23 protein-coding genes are annotated in these 18,835 nt (G+C 56.9%); 19 read left to right on the plus strand and 4 right to left on the minus strand.

Annotation, left to right across the window (positions count from 1 at the left end; all coding sequences use genetic code 11):
- Positions 1-331 precede the first annotated feature (331 nt).
- The 9 genes from NB063_RS12430 to NB063_RS12470 all read left to right on the plus strand — a co-directional run bounded on the left by NB063_RS12430 (position 332) and on the right by NB063_RS12470 (position 7,624).
- On the plus strand, positions 332-811 hold the full coding sequence (locus NB063_RS12430) for a 3-hydroxyacyl-ACP dehydratase FabZ family protein (protein WP_250929047.1): 480 nt from the start codon (positions 332-334) through the stop codon (positions 809-811).
- Positions 812-837: 26 nt separating this feature from the next.
- Positions 838-1,647, plus strand: a complete 810-nt coding sequence (locus NB063_RS12435; RefSeq protein WP_250929147.1) for an SDR family oxidoreductase — start codon at positions 838-840, stop codon at positions 1,645-1,647.
- A 59-nt stretch (positions 1,648-1,706) separates the two neighbouring features.
- Positions 1,707-2,570: a branched-chain-amino-acid transaminase gene (gene ilvE / locus NB063_RS12440; RefSeq protein WP_250929048.1), complete on the plus strand. Its 864-nt coding sequence runs from the start codon at positions 1,707-1,709 to the stop codon at positions 2,568-2,570.
- A gap of 74 nt (positions 2,571-2,644) precedes the next feature.
- On the plus strand, positions 2,645-2,962 hold the full coding sequence (locus NB063_RS12445) for a carboxymuconolactone decarboxylase family protein (protein ID WP_250929049.1): 318 nt from the start codon (positions 2,645-2,647) through the stop codon (positions 2,960-2,962).
- A gap of 420 nt (positions 2,963-3,382) precedes the next feature.
- Positions 3,383-3,562 carry a hypothetical protein gene (locus NB063_RS12450; protein ID WP_250929050.1) on the plus strand — a complete coding sequence of 60 codons (180 nt, stop codon included), beginning with the start codon at positions 3,383-3,385 and terminating at the stop codon, positions 3,560-3,562.
- Positions 3,563-3,595: 33 nt separating this feature from the next.
- The gene (locus tag NB063_RS12455; protein ID WP_250929051.1) at positions 3,596-4,702 is read left to right on the plus strand and encodes a reverse transcriptase family protein; all 1,107 of its coding nucleotides are present in this window, start codon (positions 3,596-3,598) and stop codon (positions 4,700-4,702) included.
- Positions 4,699-5,802: an ADP-ribosylglycohydrolase family protein gene (locus tag NB063_RS12460; RefSeq protein ID WP_250929052.1), complete on the plus strand. Its 1,104-nt coding sequence runs from the start codon at positions 4,699-4,701 to the stop codon at positions 5,800-5,802. The genes NB063_RS12455 and NB063_RS12460 overlap by 4 nt, the downstream gene beginning before the upstream one ends.
- 32 nt (positions 5,803-5,834) lie before the next feature.
- On the plus strand, positions 5,835-6,725 hold the full coding sequence (locus NB063_RS12465) for a M28 family peptidase (protein WP_250929053.1): 891 nt from the start codon (positions 5,835-5,837) through the stop codon (positions 6,723-6,725).
- Between the two features lie 176 nt (positions 6,726-6,901).
- Positions 6,902-7,624, plus strand: a complete 723-nt coding sequence (locus tag NB063_RS12470; RefSeq protein WP_250929054.1) for a class I SAM-dependent methyltransferase — start codon at positions 6,902-6,904, stop codon at positions 7,622-7,624.
- An 18-nt stretch (positions 7,625-7,642) separates the two neighbouring features.
- On the opposite strand, the gene NB063_RS12475 is transcribed toward NB063_RS12470, so the two are convergent.
- Entirely contained in the window at positions 7,643-8,353 is a 711-nt protein-coding gene (locus NB063_RS12475; protein ID WP_250929055.1) for a DNA alkylation repair protein, read from the minus strand.
- A 61-nt stretch (positions 8,354-8,414) separates the two neighbouring features.
- Positions 8,415-8,561, minus strand: a complete 147-nt coding sequence (locus tag NB063_RS12480) for a hypothetical protein (RefSeq protein ID WP_250929056.1) — start codon at positions 8,559-8,561, stop codon at positions 8,415-8,417.
- 191 nt (positions 8,562-8,752) lie between these two features.
- Here NB063_RS12480 and NB063_RS12485 point away from each other — a divergent pair, with 191 nt between their 5' ends.
- The 10 genes from NB063_RS12485 to NB063_RS12525 all read left to right on the plus strand — a co-directional run bounded on the left by NB063_RS12485 (position 8,753) and on the right by NB063_RS12525 (position 15,970).
- The gene (locus NB063_RS12485) at positions 8,753-9,541 is read left to right on the plus strand and encodes an SDR family oxidoreductase (RefSeq protein ID WP_250929057.1); all 789 of its coding nucleotides are present in this window, start codon (positions 8,753-8,755) and stop codon (positions 9,539-9,541) included.
- 216 nt (positions 9,542-9,757) lie between these two features.
- Positions 9,758-10,162, plus strand: a complete 405-nt coding sequence (locus NB063_RS12490) for a PEGA domain-containing protein (RefSeq protein WP_250929058.1) — start codon at positions 9,758-9,760, stop codon at positions 10,160-10,162.
- 185 nt (positions 10,163-10,347) lie between these two features.
- On the plus strand, positions 10,348-11,178 hold the full coding sequence (locus tag NB063_RS12495) for a phytanoyl-CoA dioxygenase family protein (RefSeq protein ID WP_250929059.1): 831 nt from the start codon (positions 10,348-10,350) through the stop codon (positions 11,176-11,178).
- Positions 11,179-11,423: 245 nt separating this feature from the next.
- The gene (ychF, locus tag NB063_RS12500; RefSeq protein WP_250929060.1) at positions 11,424-12,515 is read left to right on the plus strand and encodes a redox-regulated ATPase YchF; all 1,092 of its coding nucleotides are present in this window, start codon (positions 11,424-11,426) and stop codon (positions 12,513-12,515) included.
- A 30-nt stretch (positions 12,516-12,545) separates the two neighbouring features.
- On the plus strand, positions 12,546-13,136 hold the full coding sequence (locus tag NB063_RS12505; RefSeq protein ID WP_250929061.1) for a hypothetical protein: 591 nt from the start codon (positions 12,546-12,548) through the stop codon (positions 13,134-13,136).
- Between the two features lie 47 nt (positions 13,137-13,183).
- Positions 13,184-13,519, plus strand: a complete 336-nt coding sequence (locus NB063_RS12510) for an amidohydrolase (protein ID WP_250929148.1) — start codon at positions 13,184-13,186, stop codon at positions 13,517-13,519.
- A gap of 430 nt (positions 13,520-13,949) precedes the next feature.
- The gene (locus NB063_RS12515; protein WP_250929062.1) at positions 13,950-14,405 is read left to right on the plus strand and encodes a hypothetical protein; all 456 of its coding nucleotides are present in this window, start codon (positions 13,950-13,952) and stop codon (positions 14,403-14,405) included.
- Between the two features lie 194 nt (positions 14,406-14,599).
- Complete coding sequence (locus tag NB063_RS12520; protein WP_250929063.1) at positions 14,600-15,082, plus strand: pyridoxamine 5'-phosphate oxidase family protein; 483 nt, start codon at positions 14,600-14,602, stop codon at positions 15,080-15,082.
- 367 nt (positions 15,083-15,449) lie between these two features.
- On the plus strand, positions 15,450-15,629 hold the full coding sequence (locus NB063_RS32605) for a zinc ribbon domain-containing protein (protein WP_407652615.1): 180 nt from the start codon (positions 15,450-15,452) through the stop codon (positions 15,627-15,629).
- 5 nt (positions 15,630-15,634) lie between these two features.
- Entirely contained in the window at positions 15,635-15,970 is a 336-nt protein-coding gene (locus tag NB063_RS12525) for a DUF4235 domain-containing protein (protein WP_250929064.1), read from the plus strand.
- On the opposite strand, the gene NB063_RS12530 is transcribed toward NB063_RS12525, so the two are convergent.
- A complete protein-coding gene (locus NB063_RS12530; protein WP_250929065.1) occupies positions 15,949-18,042 on the minus strand; it encodes an ABC transporter permease subunit/CPBP intramembrane protease in 2,094 nt (697 codons plus the stop codon). The two genes, NB063_RS12525 and NB063_RS12530, sit on opposite strands and share 22 nt — an antisense overlap.
- Positions 18,039-18,794: an ATP-binding cassette domain-containing protein gene (locus NB063_RS12535; protein WP_250929066.1), complete on the minus strand. Its 756-nt coding sequence runs from the start codon at positions 18,792-18,794 to the stop codon at positions 18,039-18,041. Before NB063_RS12535 ends, NB063_RS12530 begins: the two co-directional genes overlap by 4 nt.
- Between the last annotated feature and the right edge of the window lie 41 nt (positions 18,795-18,835).

The raw sequence follows: 18,835 nt of genomic DNA on the forward strand, positions 1-18,835 counted from the left end.
CGCTCAGCCGCCCTCCGATCCGCGGTAAATCCAGCCGCACCGGAGGGCGTTTGGCTGCAAAACTCTGCGGCAACTTCGTCAGAACGTCTGTGGCGAGATTTTCGAGAACCTGATCACCGACAGCCCGCTCTCAGATGGCACCGCGGCCCTGTCGACGCAGCCGGATCAACACTCAGGCAACTCGGCTGGCGCCGCCGACGGGGAAGGCGATTGGCCGGCCACCGCGGCGCCGTTTCGCCCTCGGGCTCCCTTGACGACGATCGAGGGTTTGGCGTCTTATATGCCCGATTCCTGTTTTTTCCGTTGTTCTCCCGATCTCATGCCATCTGACATGTCTCCATCCGACACGCCGGCCTCCGCGTCTCCCCTTATGGGAGCCGAGCAAATTGAGGCGATGATCCCGCACCGATCTCCGATGCGATTGCTAGACGAAGTCGTTGAGATGACCGAGACAACGCTCCACGCCCGGAAGACGTTTTCCGAAGACGAGTTTTTCGTGCAGGGCCATTTCCCCGGCTACCCGCTCGTGCCGGGCGTAATCCAGTGTGAATGCTGCCTGCAAGCCGGAGCGATCCTGCTGCGAGAACACACCCCCGAAGTCGGCGAATTCGTTCCCGTTGCGACTCGCATGGACAGCGTGAAATTCAAAAACATGGTCCGCCCCGGTGATACGGTCGACATCCACGTCACGCTCAAAGAGCGACTGGCAAACGCGTTTTTCTTGACCGGCAAAATGCTGCTCAACGGCAAAACGACCACCCGCCTCGAGTTCGCATGCAGCATCACCTCGCCGAAAGGTGACGCCTCGTGAGTGCCCCGGAAACACCAGACGCCCCAATGGACTTCCTCGGGTTCTCCGGCAAAAAGTATCTGGTCATGGGAGTGGCCAACCGCAAGAGCGTCGCCTGGGCGATCGCGCGGATGATCGAACAATCCGGCGGTGAAGTCATCTACACCGTACGCAGCGAGTCTCGCCGCGAGAGCACCGCGAAATTGCTCGCCGGCCGACGCGTGATCGTGTGCGACGTCGAAGACCAATCCCAAATCGACGCACTCGCCGAAACATTGGCCCAAGACAACATCCAACTCGCCGGTTTGGTTCATGCGATCGCATTCGCCGATTACAGCGAAGGGATTCGACCGTTTCACGAAACGACACGTCGGCAGTTCTTGCAGGCGATCGACATCTCGGCGTTCTCGCTGACGGCGGTTTGTAATGCCCTCCGCGAACGTTTGGCAAACGATGCCTCGGTGGTCACGATCGGTATCAGCACCACGCGAATGGCGAGTGAAAGTTATGGGTTCATGGCACCGATCAAGGCCGCCCTCGAATCATCGCTCGCGTTCCTGACAAAGTCGTTCAGCCGGTTTAGCGAAGTTCGCTTTAATAGCGTCGCCGCAGGCTTACTCAAAACGAGTGCCTCGGCAGGCATTCCGGGATACGTCGATTCGTACCTGTATGCGGAGAAAGTCATCCCGCGCGGTCGAGCGGTCGAAACGGACGAAGTCGCCGCGACGGCGGCATTTCTATTGTCCCATCGCTCCAGCGGCATCACCGCTCAATCCCTCGTCGTCGATGCGGGCATGTCCATCAACTACTTCGATGCCGATGTCGTCGGCGCGGTCACCGCCGCGTCCGTCGATTGACACCCCGCTCGCCTCCATCGTAGCGTTCCATTCCCTCCAACTCCGTCCTCTCTGCTCTCATGCCTCAAGCGATCTATATCAACGGCGAATACTTTACTCGCGAAGACGCCAAAATCAGTGTTTACGACCACGGACTGTTGTACGGTGATGGCGTCTTTGAAGGCATGCGCATCTACAACAGCAAAGTCTTCGCACTCGAAGATCACCTCGTCCGACTCTATGAATCCGCTCGCGCGATCGCATTGACCATCCCGATCGACATTGACGAAATGCGGACCGCGGTTGAAGAAACCGTCAAAAAGAACGGCCTCAAAGAAGCCTACGTGCGATTGGTTTGCACCCGTGGCGGCAACCAACTCGGACTCGATCCGTACCGCTGCGAAGACCCCCAAGTCATCATCATTGTCGATAAGATCTCGTTGTATCCTGAAAAGTTCTACACCGAAGGCTTGGACCTGATCACCGCGTCGACGATCCGTAACCATCCCGCTGCTCTGAGTCCGCGGATCAAGTCGCTGAACTATCTCAACAACATCATGGCCAAAATCGAAGCCATCCGGGCGGGGTGCATCGAAGCCGTGATGCTCAATCACAAAGGCGAAGTCGCCGAGTGCACCGGCGATAACATTTTCATCGTTCGCCGCGGCCGTCTCATCACGCCGCCGATCCACGCCGGAATCCTCGAAGGCATCACCCGTAACACGGTGATGGATCTCGCTCGCGGCGCGGGCATCGAAGTTGCCGAGGAAACACTCACGCGTCACGACTTGTTCATCGCCGACGAGTGCTTCTTAACCGGCAGCGCCGCCGAAGTCATCCCGGCCGTTCGTCTCGATGGGCGTTTGATCGCTGACGGCAAAGTTGGTCCGATCACGCGTCAACTCAACGAGCTGTTCCGTGCACACGTGACGAGCGCCGGCTAAACTGAACGTATCGCCTCACCATCACGACGCATGGGACGAGGACCAATCAACGCCAAACTTTTAGCGAGCACGCAATGATCCCCAAAAGCTACAAGAAGATGCAGGAGAACTATCCTGAGTTCATGCAAGCTTACGAAGCCATGCGGGACGCGGCTCGCGATGCCGGACCGCTCTCGGACCGCGAAGTCGCGTTGGTCAAACTAGCCATCTCGATTACCGCCGGACTTGAGGGTGGTTCCCATTCGCACACGCGAAAAGCTCTCGATGCCGGTTGCAGTGGCGACGACTTGCGGCACGTCGCAATGCTGACCGCTCCCACGATCGGTTTCCCCACCATGATGCGGGCGAAAAGCTGGGTCGAAGACGTGCTCGAGAAGAAATCTGCTCAATAGCAGGCCCTTCCCAACGGCAAGCCAGCCCCAATTGCAAATCTGCCCAACAGGTTGGTTCAACATGATCCCGGCTTGTCCGCCATGATCCGAGCTCGAGGGCCGTCATTGAGCCGGTGAGTTCCGGATCATTTGACGACGATACGTCTGCCCATCATCATGCGATTGCTTCAGGGCGGTGCCGAAGGACCAAGCTTGATGTCATTCGTCCTTTCTCAACTCGTTGAGAAGTCGAACGATGTCCCACGCGAGGCTACCTCGCGGGTTTCTCCTATCAGAGCATTGATAGCGTGAGCGATGATCCGACTACCGTCGGATGAGTGCTCACGCAGCACTCGGACCGGTTGGTGTCGGCCCGCCTTGAGGCATTCACAACTCAACCGACGGCGTTCGCGTCGGCTTCACCTTGCAGCACGTCCAAGCATGGCCAACCCCGCAGACGCCAAACGCGACGTCACGGCAGCGCAGTTGGCAAATCGGATTGCCGGTAATCTCGCCAACCGATGGCTCGGAGACCCCGCTGCGATCACGCGTGAGTTGAAACGCTTGACCGGCAGCCGAGCAGGCTGGATCCCGGCGTTGGCAACCTCGATCACGCAGTAATTCGGACGCCACGGCTACGCCACCCAAGGTGAAATGGCACACTGGCTCAAACGCCAACCACACTTCGTTGCCGCAAAACACAAAAAGAAAACGTTCGCCATCTGGGTGCAACCTGCGAAGGCCGACGACGAATCAGCTTGCCCTCTCATCGCGTCCGACATTCAACTCGTCGACTTCCTGGAATTGCCTTCCTCACGGGTACTCGATTGGCTACTCCTTCCTCATCGCAGACGTCGAACCGAAGTCGATCACTACTCTCGTCGTTGGCTACGTGGACACAACGGTCGCTCACGCTTGATCGAAGAACCACGTCCACTACTCAAACGCGTCCAACGACTAATCAACGCCGAGATTTTGACGCACCTTGTCATTCACGACGTCGCACATGCTTATCAACCGGGTCGTTCGGTGATGACCTGCGCGAGCCCTCATGTCGGCCAACGAGTTGTCCTCAAAATGGACCTGCAGAATTTCTTCGGAACGATCTCGCTTCGCCGTGTTGCCGCGCAATTTCGACGGTGTGGCTACGATCGCCCGATCGCACTGTCTCTCGCACAACTCTGCACCGCTCCAGCAATACCGCCTGGTGATGCAATCGATTGTTCTGATCACTTCACTCGCGAGCATTTACCGCAAGGTGCCCCCACTTCACCCACGCTCGCCAACGCCGTCGCGTTTCAGATGGATCGACGGTTGATCGGACTGTCCAACGCGGTCGGAATCACTTACACACGCTACGCCGACGATCTCTTTTTCAGCGGTGATTCCGACTTCGCCTGCCGCGTCAATCGTTTTTCAACCACAGTTGCCCTGATCGCGATGGAAGAGGGTTTTACGGTGGCTCATCGAAAGACTCGGACGATGTTTGATGGACATCGACAGCGGGTCCTCGGTCTCACCGTCAATCAAAAACTCAATAGCGGCCGCGAGGAATATGAACGCCTCAAAGCAATCCTAACCAACTGCTACCGCCACGGATGGAGGTCACAAAACCGCGACAATCACCCTCACTTCGCCGACCACCTCCGAGGCCGCATCGCCCATGTCTCTCAGTGCAACGCCAACAGAGGCCAAAAGTTGATGCAACTGTTCAATAAGATTCCATGGAATCAAAATTCCCCGACCACCACAATCACATGAAACACGCAATCGTCGGGTGCCTCCTCGGAACCGCGGTGGGCGACGCGTTGGGACTTCCCTACGAAGGTCTCTCTCCGAATCGCGCACACGGACTGCTAGGCCCACCGGACCGATACCGATTCTGTTTCGGTCGCGGCATGATCTCCGATGACACCGAGCACACCTGCATGGTGGCTCAATCACTGATCGAATCCGGAAACGATGTGAATGAGTTCACTCGCCGGTTTGCACGCCGACTTCGTTGGTGGATTCTGGCGTTTCCAGCGGGCGTGGGCAAAGCGACCGCGCTGAGTGGTTTCCGATTGTGGTTGGGAGCAAAGTTGCCCACACCATCTGCGACACACGGTTCCCTCACCGACACATGCGGTGTGTTCTCGGCGGGTAACGGTCCCGCGATGCGGGCTACAATTTTCGGCGCAGCGATTGGTGATCGAGAAGTACTACTTGCGATGGTGCGAGCTTCCACCAGATTGACGCACACGGACCCCAAAGCCGAATTCGGAGCCGTCACGGTCGCCCTAGCCGCACGTGAATCGCGAAAAAGCGGGCCCATCAACGCGAACCTGTGGTTGCAAACCATTGTCGATACGATCGGTGAGCAAGGCGTCGAATTCAGTGAATTGCTCTCTCAAGCCGTGCAAAGTGCAACCTCGGGAGAACCGACACAGCGGTTTGCCGAGTCGCTCGGTCTTGGAAACGGCGTGACGGGGTACACCTATCACACAGTTCCCGTGGCCATTCACGCATGGTTGTCCAACCCAAAGGATTTTCGCCGAGCGGTGACGACGACAATCCGATGTGGAGGCGATGCGGATACCACCGCTGCCATTGTTGGCGGTATCGTAGGTGCCGGTGTCGGACGCGAAGGGCTCCCCAAAGATTGGCTCGATGGACTCCGTGACTGGCCCCGCAGTCTTCGCTGGATTGAGAATCTTGGCATTCAACTCGCGTCATCCCGATCAGCTATCGAATCGAACGAGTGCCAATCCACCCAATCAACGGTCTCACGGGTTAATTTGATCGCCGTCATCATCCGCAACCTCGTCTTCCTTTTCGTCGTTCTCTTCCACGGTTTTCGCCGACTCGCTCCGCCTTACTAACAACCTCATACCCGCGTCCCGCCGACAGACCCATGAGCGACAACCGCGAACAAATCGAGGCCAACCTCCGCATGCATGTCGATCGGATTGCCGGACTCATCGGCCCCCGAACGCTGAGCAAGCCCAAGACGATTGTCGCAACGATCGGGTATATCGAAGGCCAGTGGAAAGAGATGGGCCATGCCGTCGAACGCGAAACCTATGACGCGATCGGTGACGAAGCGACCAACTTGATTGTCGAACAAACTGGCAAGAGCCGTTCGGATGAAATTGTTCTATTAGGAGCCCACTACGACACCGTTTCCTCAACGCCTGGCGCAGACGACAATGCGTCCGCCGTCGCCGTGTTGATCGAAGTCAGCCGTTTGCTGCGTGATCACGCCGGCAAACGAACCGCTCGCTATGTCGCGTTCGCATGCGAAGAACCACCGTACTTCAATGTCGATGCAATGGGCAGTCAACATCATGCACGCCGGTCCCGCGGCCGTGGCGACAAAATCGTCGGCATGTTGTGTTTGGAAATGGTGGGCTACTACCAACTCACGAGAGGCTCGCAAGCCGTTCCCGCAGCGATTCCAAAGGTATTGCGTCGCTTCTTTCCCCAGCGTGGCAATTTCCTCGCCGCGGTTGGAAACTTGCAATCATGGAAACTGTGCTGGAGATTCCGGCGAGGTTTCCGACGAGGCACGCGGCGGTTGCCTCTGTTTTCAATCGTGCTCCCCGAAAAGATCAACGATATCCGACTGAGCGACAACAGCTCGTTTTGGGATCAAGGCTATCCCGCGCTCATGCTCACCGACACCAGCTACCTGCGAAACCCGCACTACCATCGATCGACCGACACCCCTGAAACCCTCGATTATCCCCGCATGACCGAAGTCACCCTCGGTGTTGCCGCCGCGATGAAAAAATTGTTGGGCTGACTCCCCGTACACACGCGTTTTGCATCTGAATCCTCTTTTGACTCGTTCGTCTTTCTGATAGAAGCCGTTCCGCCATTGAGATTTCACTCTCGCTGGCGGCGACATCCACACCGTGCTGCTGCGAACCGACACACCGTTCGCATTTCCGAATATCGAAATTCTTCGCGAAGCCCCCCATGACCAACCTGACCGCCAAATCAACGATCGACGAAATACGCGAACGGTTCGACAACGACGTGGAACGTTTCAGCGTCCTTGAAACTGGACAATCGGCCACGATAGACGCACCGCTGGCGATGGAGCTGATCACACAAGCGGCCGTCGCCGCGACTCCAACGATCGACCGGGTCCTTGACATCGGATGTGGGGCGGGTAACAACACGATCAAGCTTAGACACGTCTACGGCAAGGACTTTGATGCCGATTTGTTGGACCTGAGCGAACCGATGTTGAATCGCGCTGATGAGCGAGTCCGCGAAGCAGGTGCAGGTGAAGTTCGTCTGTGGCACGACGCTTTCCGAAACGCGGAACTGCCCGAGCAATCGTTCGATGTGATTTTGGCCGCCGCAGTCTTGCATCACCTCCGAGACGATTCCGATTGGACGTCCGCGTTTGAAAAGATCCATCGGCTGCTCAAGCCCGGCGGTTCGATTTGGATCACCGACTTGGTGTCGCATGAGATCGCCAGTGTTCAGCAATTGATGTGGACGCGTTACGGCGACTACCTCAACGACTTGAGCGGCGAGGAATACCGAGACAAAGTTTTTGCCTATATCGAAAAAGAAGATTCACCACGCCCGGTCACCTTTCAACTCGACCTGTTCCGTCAGGTCGGATTCACGCAAGTCGACCTATTGCACAAGAATTCCTGCTTTGCCGCCTTCGGTGCGATTAAATAAGAAACACGCGACGGTTGATCATTTCGCGGTACCAAACAGTTTCTTCTGCAAGTAATCCGACCGCAGGTGCTTAAGCACATCGAGCGGTTGGCAATCATTGTCATCGCCATAATCGATATCGACCGGACCGATCGCTTCGGCGGCTTCGATCGCCGCCGCATTGAGTAACGCATTGCGTTTGCCAATTCCCATCAGCGCGGTGTTCATCGACTCACGCACCCATTTTTCTTCGTCGTGGATCGTTTCGCGAATGTGGCGAATGCGTTCGAGCAAATAGTCATCGTCCATTCCTTTGGGGTTCTTTTTCGATAGCTCGTACAACAACGCGTACCCGCATCGGCGACGCATCGCGTCTTTGCTCTGCACCCAATCTTTTGCCAACTCAAAAGCGAACGGTGTTTTGGCAAGCGTGGCGTCGCACGACGCGAACACGTGTGCCAAGTATCCCGAGTTCAGCCCACCATCGACCTGCGATTCCGCTTGCTCGCGAGTGATCTTTTTTGGGTCGTCGACCAACAGTGCGAGGACCTTGGCTTCATAGATGTCACTCTTCCACAACGACTGGGCGAGTGCGTGGTCACGCCCGATCTGTTTGGCATATTTCCTCAACCGGGTTAGACCAATGCCCACGGTCTTGAGAACCTGAGGTCGTTTCTTCCAGTGGTCGATCCCGCGTTGGTCGGCATTCTCCTTCAGCCAGGCAATCACTTCTTTTTTAGTCGTCGGCATGGATACGTTCTCGCAGTGAAGGCATGCAGCATCAATCAAAGGGCAGGGGGATGCTCAGATTCTAGCGGATTTCGCATTCCGCCATCCCCAACCCATCGCCCCAACTCGTTTTCAGAGCGTCGCCAGCCAAAATCAGCATGCGGCTTGCAAAGATCGGCGCGCGATTTGCCTCCGGAAGCTCATTGTCCACCACTGAGAACATTTTCAAGATTGAGATATGGGATGCAGGGCCAGTTCCTGCTGGCCAAATCAAGCCCGTCCGATGGGAAATGACCCCACGTCGTTTCCAAAAGTGCTCTAGGCGTGGACGAGCACTCAAACGCGGCCGAGCATCGATCACCGCGATAACGCCTGATCCGTTGTTGTCTCTCTCTAACCACAACCCCCAACGAACCCAACATGAAAATCGATCTAACAGGGCAAGTGATCCTCGTCACCGGAGGCAGTTCGGGAATTGGCAAAGGGATCGCGATCCATGCCGCCAAGTGCGGCGCTTCGATCTGCGTCGTGAGCCGCGACGAAGAAGACATGCGAGCGGTGGTGAAATCGATCGAGGCCGACGGGGGGACCGCATCGTGGGAACACGCCGATGTTACCAACAGCGAACAGGTTCACGAGGCTGTGGAAAAAACGGTGGCCCGATACGGACGACTCGATGGGGTCGTCGCCAACGCGGGCACCAACGGAACGTGGGCACCGATCGATGAAATGACTCCGGAGCAGTGGCGCAAAACCATCGACGTCAATCTGACGGGAACCTATTTAACGGTTCACCACAGCGTCCCGCATTTGCGACGCCAAGGTCGCGGCAGCATCGTGATCATGTCCTCAATTAACGGCACGCGAACGTTCAGCAACGAAGGTGCGTCGGCGTACGCGTCCAGCAAAGCGGGACAATTCGCGTTGGCCCAAATGCTGGCTCTTGAACTCGCGCCTTCCAAAATTCGTGTCAATGTGATCTGCCCGGGGGCGATTCAATCCGAGATCCACGAGAAAACCAACCGTGAAAACCTGGAAAAGATCGAAACTCCGATCGAGTACCCGGAAGGCGATATCCCTTTAACCGGGGGCGAATTCGGAACCCCCAAACAAGTCGCCGAGCTGACCGCATTTCTGATGAGCGACCTGAGTAGCCATATCACTGGCACCCCCGTTTGGATTGATGGCGGGCAGTCGTTGATCGTTTAACGGCCAACCTGAGCGGGCGTCCGGGGACGACACTGGCCGACAATTTCGACGATCTGGGTAACGACAATTGCTCTAGCCCGAGTGCCGCGAAGATTGCTAAACCGGACAAACTCGGTTCTAAGACGGTGACCTCAATTGGCGCCCATGGTGTTTCACGCTCAAACTCGATCGCAGCAACTTCGCCCAACCGCATTTTTGAATGCCGGTCGATGGAGGATGCCTGCGTCCGCAATCACGTTCGCCGTTGTAATCGGCGTGACGCTAGCGAGCTCGGGCTGCGTCCGCCGACGAATGACGGTGCGGACATCGCCTCCTGGAGCAACCGTTTCCGTTGACAACCAACTGATCGGAACGAGCCCCGCGGCAACGAGTTTCGTCTACTACGGCACGCGTGAGATCCGGATCGAAAAAGACGGGTACCGCACCGAAACGATCCGCAGAAAAATCAAGCCGCCGTGGTACCAGTTGCCGGTTGCCGAATTTGTCAGCGAAACATTGTGGCCGGGTGAAATTCGCGACGAACGGATCATCGACGTTGAGCTCGTCCCGCAGGTCGTCGAACCGTCTGAAAACGTGCTCAACCGAGCCGAACTTCTCCGCAGCCAAGCGACAGGCGGCTGAAACCTCAGCGGGATCGACCGAACCAAGCTCGCGTATCGGTAGCTGTCGATACGTCCCAGACTTCGATGGCTGGTGTCGGATTTTGCTATCTTAAAGCGTGGCGTGCGTGAATCGAAAACCGCTGTTTCCGAGCCCGCCCCGGATCAACCAATCCGGCCACCTCAGGCTGCTCTGACGAGATCCCCATGAACGACGCGACCGATTTTGCCATCATTCCCGACCGGAAATCCATCGCCACGGTCGAACGTGAAATACGTTTCTTCCCGACCGAAAATCCTGCACCAAGCGTGCTTTCGCAAGCACAAATTGAATCGTGGAACCGGGACGGCTATCTCGGCCCGCTCGACGTACTCGATCCGCAAGAAACCGCATCGCTGAGAGCGTATTTTGACGATTTGCTTGCTCAAACGTTTGCCGCAGGCAAAGACAGCTATTCGATCAGCAGCGCTCACCTCAAACACGCTCGCGTCTGGGATCTATTAAGTCACCCAAAAATTGTCGCTTACGTGTCCGATTTGTTGGGTGAAAACGTCATCGGATGGGGTTCGCACTTCTTCTGCAAAATGCCCGGCGATGGCAAACGGGTCGATTGGCACCAGGATTGTAGCTATTGGCCGTTGACGCCGACCAAGGCCGTCACGGTGTGGTTAGCCATCGACGATGCCGACTTGGATAACGGCGGGATGGAGGTGTACACGGGATCTCATCGCCATGGTTTGATCGACTTTGACACAACCGACGAGGACTCGGGCAACGTGCTCGACCAAGTCGTCGTCGATCCTGAAAAGTACGGCGAACATCGGTTCACACCGATTGCGGCTGGCCAAGTCTCGATCCACAGCGACTTGTTGGTCCACGGTTCGGCCCCCAACCAGAGCGATCGGCGGAGATGCGGACTGACGCTCCGCTATTGTCCTGCCGACGTCACCGCGTATTTGAATTGGGAACGAAAAGGCGTCGTCGTCGCCGGAACAGCTCCCCAGGATCGCTGGCCTGGCGCGACGCGCCCGTTTTAGAAAACGCGTCGCGAATACGCGTCGATGATCCGCGGGACGTCCCCATGCTTTCTTTTGGCGGCCGCGGTGATTTGGTTTGACACGGGCCGGGCATTCTTTTCTCGGCCGGCCGCGTCGTGGGTCGACGAATCGGGGCCGAGCGGCGATAACATGCATCTTGCGAGGGTGCCGCCAGAACAGAGAACCTGTTCCAGACCGCGTCCCTGACTCACCTCTCCCGTAGCCCCCACCCATAAAGGTTTTCGATGGAAGCCGGAATCGTCGGCTTGCCGAATGTAGGCAAAAGCACACTGTTCAATGCTCTGACCAGCAGCGTCGCGGCTCAAAGTGCCAATTACCCGTTCTGCACGATCGAACCCAACGAAGGCATCGTCAGCGTGCCGGACCCGAGATTGACCAAAATCACCGAATACATCGTGCCGCAGAAGGTCATTCCTGCCGCGTTGAAACTCGTTGATATCGCCGGCATCGTCAAAGGTGCGTCCGAAGGCGAAGGCTTGGGTAACAAATTCCTCAGCCACATCCGCCAAGTCGATGCGATCATGCAAGTCGTGCGTTGCTTCGATGACCCTGACGTGACGCACGTTGCGGGCAAGGTCGATCCGATCGCGGACATCGACACGATCGAGACCGAACTCGTTCTGGCCGACATGCAGACGCTTGAAAACGCGTTGCCGCGTGCCGAAAAGAGCGCCCGCGGAGGTGACAAAGAAGCGGTCCTGCGGGTGTCGGCGATCAAGAAGTGCAACGCCCACCTCGAAAGCGAACAGCCGCTCCGCACGCTTGAACTGCCCGCTCCCGAAGCCAACGCGATCAGCAGCTACGGCTTAATGACGGCCAAGCCGATCCTGTATGTCGCCAACGTCGACGAAAACGACCTTGCCGGCGAGCATGAATTGGTTCAAAAGGTCCGCGAACACGCGAAAAAAACCGGAGCGGTCGTCGCCTGCGTTTGTGCGAAACTCGAAGCCGAAATCGCTGAACTCGATGAAGGTGATCGGGCTGAAATGCTCGCCGACGTTGGACTCGAGGAACCCTCACTCAACGTGATCGCCCGCGAAACCTACCGCACGCTCGGTTTGCAAAGTTACTTCACCGCTGGCGAAAAGGAAGTTCGTGCATGGCCGGTCCCGATCGGAGCAACCGCTCCGCAAGCCGCCGGCGTGATCCACAGCGATTTCGAACGTGGGTTTATCCGGGCGGAAATCTACAACCTAGCCGACCTGGAACAATACAAATCTGAGAAAGAAATTCGAGCCGCAGGAAAGCTACGCGTCGAAGGCAAATCCTATGTGATGCAAGACGGCGACATCTGCCACTTCCTGTTCAACGTTTAACATCCCCCGCCAGCCTCCCTCGAGAGATACATGAGTAAAATGTTAGTACCAATCCTTTTCGCACTCGGCACCGCGTTCTTTTGGGGATGTTACGGTCCGACGATCGGGAACGCACAAGCTCCCCGTGTCGACGGCGTGCCGTTATGGTCTCCCTTCAAACCATACGTGTTTATCGGAATCGCCTATCTCGTGATCGCGATCCTCGGTGGACTCGTCATGATGGGTCTCAAGGGCGACTCGTTCAATTTCACCGGCGAGCATTTCGCCACCGCGAAATGGGGATTCTTGGCGGGATCACTGGGGGCGTTTGGCGCGTTGTGTTTGACAACCGCAATGATGACAAGCCGCGGCAACGCGTTGCTCGTCATGCCGATCGTTTTCGGGGGCGCGGTTTCCGTCACTGCAATCGTCTCGATGATCAAGCTGCACGCCGGAACCAATGTCAGTCCGTTGCTGTGGGTCGGGATGGGCCTCACCGTGGTAGGCGTCGTCATCGTCGCCATGAACACCCCACACGGACACGCTCCCGCGAAACCAGCTCCCGACACGACGGTCTCCAATAGCGTCGAGCCGGCCGCGCTTGCCTCGGACGTCAATCCCGCAGAAGAACCAGCGACGTGAACACGAGTGACGACGCGATAGCGGAACCATCCGGCGACGATCATTCGATGGCTCGAGTGCGCGAGATCGACGCTCAACTCACGCACGTCTGGATGGTCCGCACGTTTCTCAAACACTGCGATGAAGCCGAAGACGATGAAGACATGCGAGAGATCGTTCGTGATCTCTACGACTTTATCCTCGCGGTCGGACCGGTTGATGACTCTATCGACACGTCCGCTTATTTGAAGATGGCCAAGAAGAAACTGCGGCGACTCGTCGGAGCGACGCAGTTGTACGAGCAGATCCAACCGGAAGTTAGCGCCCACACCAACTTCATCATGGCCGCCCGTTCCCTGCGACTCGCCGTCGACGTGATCTCACGCTGCGTCTCCAACGCCTGATCGCGAGTCCGAGATAAGACAATCCGTTGCACCGGAGATCCTGGTCGATAGGCTGAAAACGCAGAATCCCACCAGAGCTGCCCGAGTAACAGTTCAGGGACGTCGTCAGTAATCGACTCATCACGTCGAACGGGCCCGAAAGCGCCCAAAACGTCAGATTTCCGTCATCGAAATTTGATGAGCACCGATTTTCTCAACGTGCTTCGCACCACACGAATTCGCATGACGGAGACTGAATTCGCGGGGTCGTTCGCGACTCTCGGGGACAACGACGAATGGCCGACTCGGCCTTATCAAAACGCCTCTTGCGCCAACGCATGTATTTCCCGGCACGGCAATTGCTTCCCTTCTAAAGCGAAACTACCTCGCAATCTCGACCTGACGGTTTGTTCCGTCATGCCGATATTCAATATTCGTTTAGGAGCGACCAATGTCTCAAACGCAACAAACGACGGAAGCCTCGTCGGAATGGAATACCGAGCCGTGGAGTCGTCTCAAAGAATCCATCCATTCGCGATGGCCCCACATCAGCGAACAGGATTTACATTCGGTGCCGCGAAACCGCGACGAGATCGAAAAATTCTTGGGGGAGTTCACCCAGGCCTCGGATGAGGAAATTCAATCCGTGGTGCGTGAACACGCCCCAGCACCGACGATTTTGGACCAAGTCGGCCATGTCGGCGAGCAAATCTCTGAACAAGTCACACCTCCCATCCAGTCGGCGGTTGATCGGGTGAGATACGAGGTCGATGAGCACCCTGGCACGATCACCGGACTCGCCTTCGTGAGCGGTTTGGCGTTAGGCGCACTGGTAACGGCCGCCTACATGCGGGCGCGTCCGCAACCACCGGCCTACCGCCAGCTGCTACCTGAACGCTGGCAATAAACCCTGCCGCCGAGCGGATCACGAAGGCATCGCAAACGTGACTCGCAAAAATTTTTGTCGAGTCACATCCTCTGATCCGCCGTTCGCCAGCGCCCGATTATCGACCACATCGTTCGTTATTCGAACAATCGGGTCGCAGTCACGGGTACCACATGGCACGTCCCCACCGCCTTTTTTCAAACGAGAGCTGAATCATGGACCAACACAAAAAACTAATCGAACTGCTCAACGACTTCGACACCGCAATGTTAACCACGCGGTCCAGCGACGGGTCTCTTGAGTCACGCCCGATGGCGATCGCGCAAGTAGAACCCGATGGCGACGTATGGTTCGTAACTGACCGCAATTCGGGCAAAGTCGCTGACCTCATGCTCGATGACGAAGTCGCGGTCACGATGCAGAGTTCAAACAAATTCGCAGCCCTCTCCGGAAACGCCCACGCGGTAGATGATCGCTCGAAACTCGATGAACTCTGGAGCGAAACTTGGAAAGTCTGGTTCCCAGAAGGAAAGACCAGTCAATCGATCGTACTGCTGCGAGTGGAAGCCAAACACGGAGAGTACTGGGACCACTCCGGAACCGAAGGTCTGCGGTACCTGATTAAAGCCGGCAAAGCATACGTACAAGGCAAACGTCCTCAACCTGACGAATCAATCAACGCTTCCGTCTCGTTGTAACGTTCACGTTTTTCCCGGTGGCAAGTCACGTCGCCGGAATGCTTGATTGAATTCGCACCCACAGTTTGGAGTTAGCCCCGGTTGATCGAATGGAGCTTCAAGATTGAACGAGTCACTCATAACCCAAAGCAAGAGCTTTGACGTTGCGTGTCATGACTTCACCCTCCCGCGCGCGGGAGGGTCGGACGCGGTAGCGGCCGGGGAGGGCTCTCTCCATGCATTAGGGCCCGACTCTCTCGGAGGAAGATCAAAGGATCACGAATTATTCCTTACACGAGCTACGAGCTACCGAACCACCACGCCGCCAACGGCGAACCGGCTTGCGTGCTAATCGATTCCCGCGACTTGCTTAAAGAACAGGACACCCATGAACACCAAATCTGACGACGCTCCGCTGAATCAAACACCTTGCCCACATTGTGGTAAGCATGTGGACGACCGCGCGGTCGCGGGCCCGCACTGCGGTGAAAAAATTTACGTTGAACATCCCGGCGGAATCACTCCCACAAGGCATCCACCCGTTACTTACCCACGTCAAGAAAAGTGAGACCCATGCTCGATCGTATCCAAGAAAAAACCAATCAACTCACTGAGAGGGCAGAAAGCTATCTGCCATCTAATTCCAAGGACCGCAACCTCGGCATCACCAAGACCGAAAACGTACTGGCGTTCGGTGCCGCCATCGCGACCACGTTCCTGGTCCGAAACGCTTTACAGGCCGGGTGGAAGACCACGTTTAACCGTGCTCCTCCCAAGAACCCAGCCTCGCTGGAGGTGGACTGGAAGGATGCGTTGCTGTGGGGTGCCGTATCAGGCGCGGTCGTCGGCATGGCCCGGATCGCGTCGCGACGAACCTCTTCGAGTGCCTATCGCGCATATCGGTCTTGAGGTCGCGTCCACCATACGATGGCGATTCCCAAAACCATGCACGTGCCGGTAACCGCGAGCCACATCGGAGGAAGGTGACGACTCGATTCCATGTCCGCTCCCAAGAACGAGAGTTTCTCGTGGTAGCGAGCAACCATTTCGAGCAAACCGTTGTGCAGGAAGTGCAGTAGCATGCCTGGCAACACGCTGCCGCTACGATAGGCGAGCCAACCGAGCAGAATCCCCAACAACGTGGTTGGCAAGAACCGCTCGATCAACAAGGCACTGCCCACAAACACGTGGAAGAGCCCAAACAATACCGCGGTCGTCATGATCGTCTGCCACGGGCGAAGCACGCTCGAAAACGCGGAGAACAGGTAACCGCGGAAGCACAGTTCTTCGACCACGGCGGGGGTGAGCGCCATCGTCGCCAGCAACACCAGCGGGGAGATCGTCTTCCACTTGTCGAGCACACCACGAGTCCGCTCGATCTGGTCTTCGCTCAGCAACGCCCAACCCCACTGGTCGGCGAGCACCAACGCTTCATGTGCGAACGCCCACGCACCAAGCGACATCACCGCGGCGCCCAAGTAAAACCCAAGGCTTGTGCGTTCAAGACGATACGTTGATCGATAACGATGCCGCCCCAGGAACGTCGCGAACCAGGGAATCAAGCCGAATGCAGCAATCAATGCGAAGGCGTTGAGCGTCAACTGGAACGCAACGTCGACGGCCCCTTCCTGACTTCGCACCCACTGCATCAACGCGTTCGATACGACAAACGAGACGGGTAACAACAACGCGATGACCATCCCGGCTTCGCCAATGGTCGGACGCAGTGTCGATTGAGCGGGACGTTTGAACAAAGAACCGATCGACGCGTCACTGGTTCGATTGACGGCATCGTTGCCGAACAATTTTGCCGCGATCGCCAGGGCCGCAACGGCATAGAGCACCGTCGAAGCAATCGCCAGCGTGGCACCAAACACATGCACATTGTCGGCAAGAATCTCTCGCGCCAACAGCACAATATTGAGCAGCGGCGCAACCGCGAGTGCACCATCTAATCCGATTCCAGGCATCAGTGATAGCATCGCCGGGGCGAGCGATAGCAGCATGACCGGGATTAAATACGCCTGTGCCTCTTTAAATGACCGTGCAAAACTGGTCAGCGACAACAGCACCGCCGCAAAAAAAGCACTGAAGAGCACGAGCAGCAAAAAGATCAAACTCATCTCTTTCAATCCGAGCCCGGCGCCTTCACCAGCTAACATTGGCATCAACCCGGTCAGCGAAAGCGTGGTGAACATCGCCCCCAAGTTCGCGACCGCGGTTAACAATGCGACGCTGACCACGGCAACGTACTTCGCGAGTAACAACCACCACCGCGGCACCGGGGAGGCCATCAGCGCCTCCATCGTCCCCCGCTCCCGTTCACCAGCGGTCAAATCGATCGCGGGATAAACCGCGCCCGTGATCGTCATCAGCACCAAGACCAGCGGAATGATCGACGCGAGCACATTGCCGCTGGGACGCTCGCCGATTTCGGTTGTGTTGATCTCAAAGGACGTAAAACTCGGCACAACACGTTTCAGGATTCCGACCGTGTCCTCGAGTTTCAGCCAATGCAAACGTTCGATCAATATCCGCCGCGCCGATTGGCTCGCTTGATCGCCGGCGAACGCCGTGATCGTGATCGCGGATGGTTCGTTGTTGGCGATCTCAACTTTCGCGGCCACGTCGAGCTGATTGTCGAGCAGTGCCTCATTCGGTTCGATAGCGTCGGTAACAACGACTTTGAACTCCGCCAAATTTCCGCCACTAGCGTCTTGGACCGATTGCGGCGGTGCGCTACGAGGATCATTCAACAACGACTGCAACCAATCGCTTTCATCCGCGGTAGCGACTCCGACAACAAATCCCGTTTCGCCGGGACCGCCCGATGAGATCAAAAATCGATTCAACGCCATGCTGAGCAATGGGTAGACCAGCAACGGCATCATCACCAACGTGAGAATCGTACGTCGATCGCGAAGGGTTTCGCGAAGCTCTTTCCGGCTGAGACGAGCCAACCGTGACCAGGACAATTTCACGCGTTGGTCTCATTCAAAGCGGAAGATGGGTTCATTAAGTCGTCAAACATTTCGACAAGGTGTTGGCGTCCCGAAGCTTCACGGAGCGCAGAAAGCGTTCCGTGATAACGGAGTTTGCCACGATGCAGCAAACCAAAATTGTCACACAATCGTTCGGCTTCATCGAGCCGGTGCGTGCACACGACGACGGCCTTTCCGACCTGTCGCAGGTGAGCGATGTAACGAAAAATCGTCTGCACGCCGACAACGTCGAGTCCGCGGGTGGGCTCGTCGAGCAACATCACCGGTGGATCATGAATCAGTCCACGGACGAGTGTCACGCGTTGTCTTTGTCCGGTCGACAATGTCCCCGCACGACGATCGAGCAACGCTTTGATATCCATCACGTCGGCGAGCATCTTCAGTCGTTCCACCGCTTCATCGGGCGAAACGCCGTACAAATCAGCAAAGTACAGCAACATTTCGCGCACGCTCAGCCATGGGTAGACGCCGTCGCTGGCCGACACAAAACCGAGTTTTGATTTAGCCGCAAAAGGGTCCACCGACGTGCGAACCCCGGCGACTTCGGTGTAACCATCGTCGGGGACGACCAATCCGAGCACCATCCGGAGCGTCGTCGTCTTACCGGCACCGTTGGGCCCGAGCAAGCCATACACTTCCCCTGGTTGGACATCCAACGACAAGCCATCGACCGCACAGACGACCTCATTCTCGGCCACAAAACGCTTGGTCAATGCGTGAATATGAAGCATGGTGTCGCGGTCGGTGGCAACGAGAAGAAGAGAAGGATACA

The sequence above is a fragment of the Aporhodopirellula aestuarii genome (genome assembly GCF_023701485.1).
Classification (GTDB): Bacteria; Planctomycetota; Planctomycetia; order Pirellulales; family Pirellulaceae; genus Rhodopirellula; species Rhodopirellula aestuarii.

What these genes read in the sequence shown, in the direction of transcription:
- NB063_RS32605 (WP_407652615.1), top strand. Translation starts at nt 15,450, where the DNA reads ATGAACACCAAATCTGACGACGCTCCGCTGAATCAAACACCTTGCCCA.
- NB063_RS12510 (WP_250929148.1), top strand. Translation starts at nt 13,184, where the DNA reads ATGGCTCGAGTGCGCGAGATCGACGCTCAACTCACGCACGTCTGGATG.
- NB063_RS12520 (WP_250929063.1), top strand. Translation starts at nt 14,600, where the DNA reads ATGGACCAACACAAAAAACTAATCGAACTGCTCAACGACTTCGACACC.
- NB063_RS12515 (WP_250929062.1), top strand. Translation starts at nt 13,950, where the DNA reads ATGTCTCAAACGCAACAAACGACGGAAGCCTCGTCGGAATGGAATACC.
- NB063_RS12470 (WP_250929054.1), top strand. Translation starts at nt 6,902, where the DNA reads ATGACCAACCTGACCGCCAAATCAACGATCGACGAAATACGCGAACGG.
- NB063_RS12460 (WP_250929052.1), top strand. Translation starts at nt 4,699, where the DNA reads ATGAAACACGCAATCGTCGGGTGCCTCCTCGGAACCGCGGTGGGCGAC.
- NB063_RS12455 (WP_250929051.1), top strand. Translation starts at nt 3,596, where the DNA reads ATGGCACACTGGCTCAAACGCCAACCACACTTCGTTGCCGCAAAACAC.
- NB063_RS12485 (WP_250929057.1), top strand. Translation starts at nt 8,753, where the DNA reads ATGAAAATCGATCTAACAGGGCAAGTGATCCTCGTCACCGGAGGCAGT.
- ilvE (WP_250929048.1), top strand. Translation starts at nt 1,707, where the DNA reads ATGCCTCAAGCGATCTATATCAACGGCGAATACTTTACTCGCGAAGAC.
- NB063_RS12535 (WP_250929066.1), bottom strand. Translation starts at nt 18,794, where the DNA reads ATGCTTCATATTCACGCATTGACCAAGCGTTTTGTGGCCGAGAATGAG.
- NB063_RS12490 (WP_250929058.1), top strand. Translation starts at nt 9,758, where the DNA reads ATGCCTGCGTCCGCAATCACGTTCGCCGTTGTAATCGGCGTGACGCTA.
- NB063_RS12495 (WP_250929059.1), top strand. Translation starts at nt 10,348, where the DNA reads ATGAACGACGCGACCGATTTTGCCATCATTCCCGACCGGAAATCCATC.
- ychF (WP_250929060.1), top strand. Translation starts at nt 11,424, where the DNA reads ATGGAAGCCGGAATCGTCGGCTTGCCGAATGTAGGCAAAAGCACACTG.
- NB063_RS12505 (WP_250929061.1), top strand. Translation starts at nt 12,546, where the DNA reads ATGAGTAAAATGTTAGTACCAATCCTTTTCGCACTCGGCACCGCGTTC.
- NB063_RS12475 (WP_250929055.1), bottom strand. Translation starts at nt 8,353, where the DNA reads ATGCCGACGACTAAAAAAGAAGTGATTGCCTGGCTGAAGGAGAATGCC.
- NB063_RS12450 (WP_250929050.1), top strand. Translation starts at nt 3,383, where the DNA reads ATGGCCAACCCCGCAGACGCCAAACGCGACGTCACGGCAGCGCAGTTG.
- NB063_RS12445 (WP_250929049.1), top strand. Translation starts at nt 2,645, where the DNA reads ATGATCCCCAAAAGCTACAAGAAGATGCAGGAGAACTATCCTGAGTTC.
- NB063_RS12430 (WP_250929047.1), top strand. Translation starts at nt 332, where the DNA reads ATGTCTCCATCCGACACGCCGGCCTCCGCGTCTCCCCTTATGGGAGCC.
- NB063_RS12465 (WP_250929053.1), top strand. Translation starts at nt 5,835, where the DNA reads ATGAGCGACAACCGCGAACAAATCGAGGCCAACCTCCGCATGCATGTC.
- NB063_RS12525 (WP_250929064.1), top strand. Translation starts at nt 15,635, where the DNA reads ATGCTCGATCGTATCCAAGAAAAAACCAATCAACTCACTGAGAGGGCA.
- NB063_RS12435 (WP_250929147.1), top strand. Translation starts at nt 838, where the DNA reads ATGGACTTCCTCGGGTTCTCCGGCAAAAAGTATCTGGTCATGGGAGTG.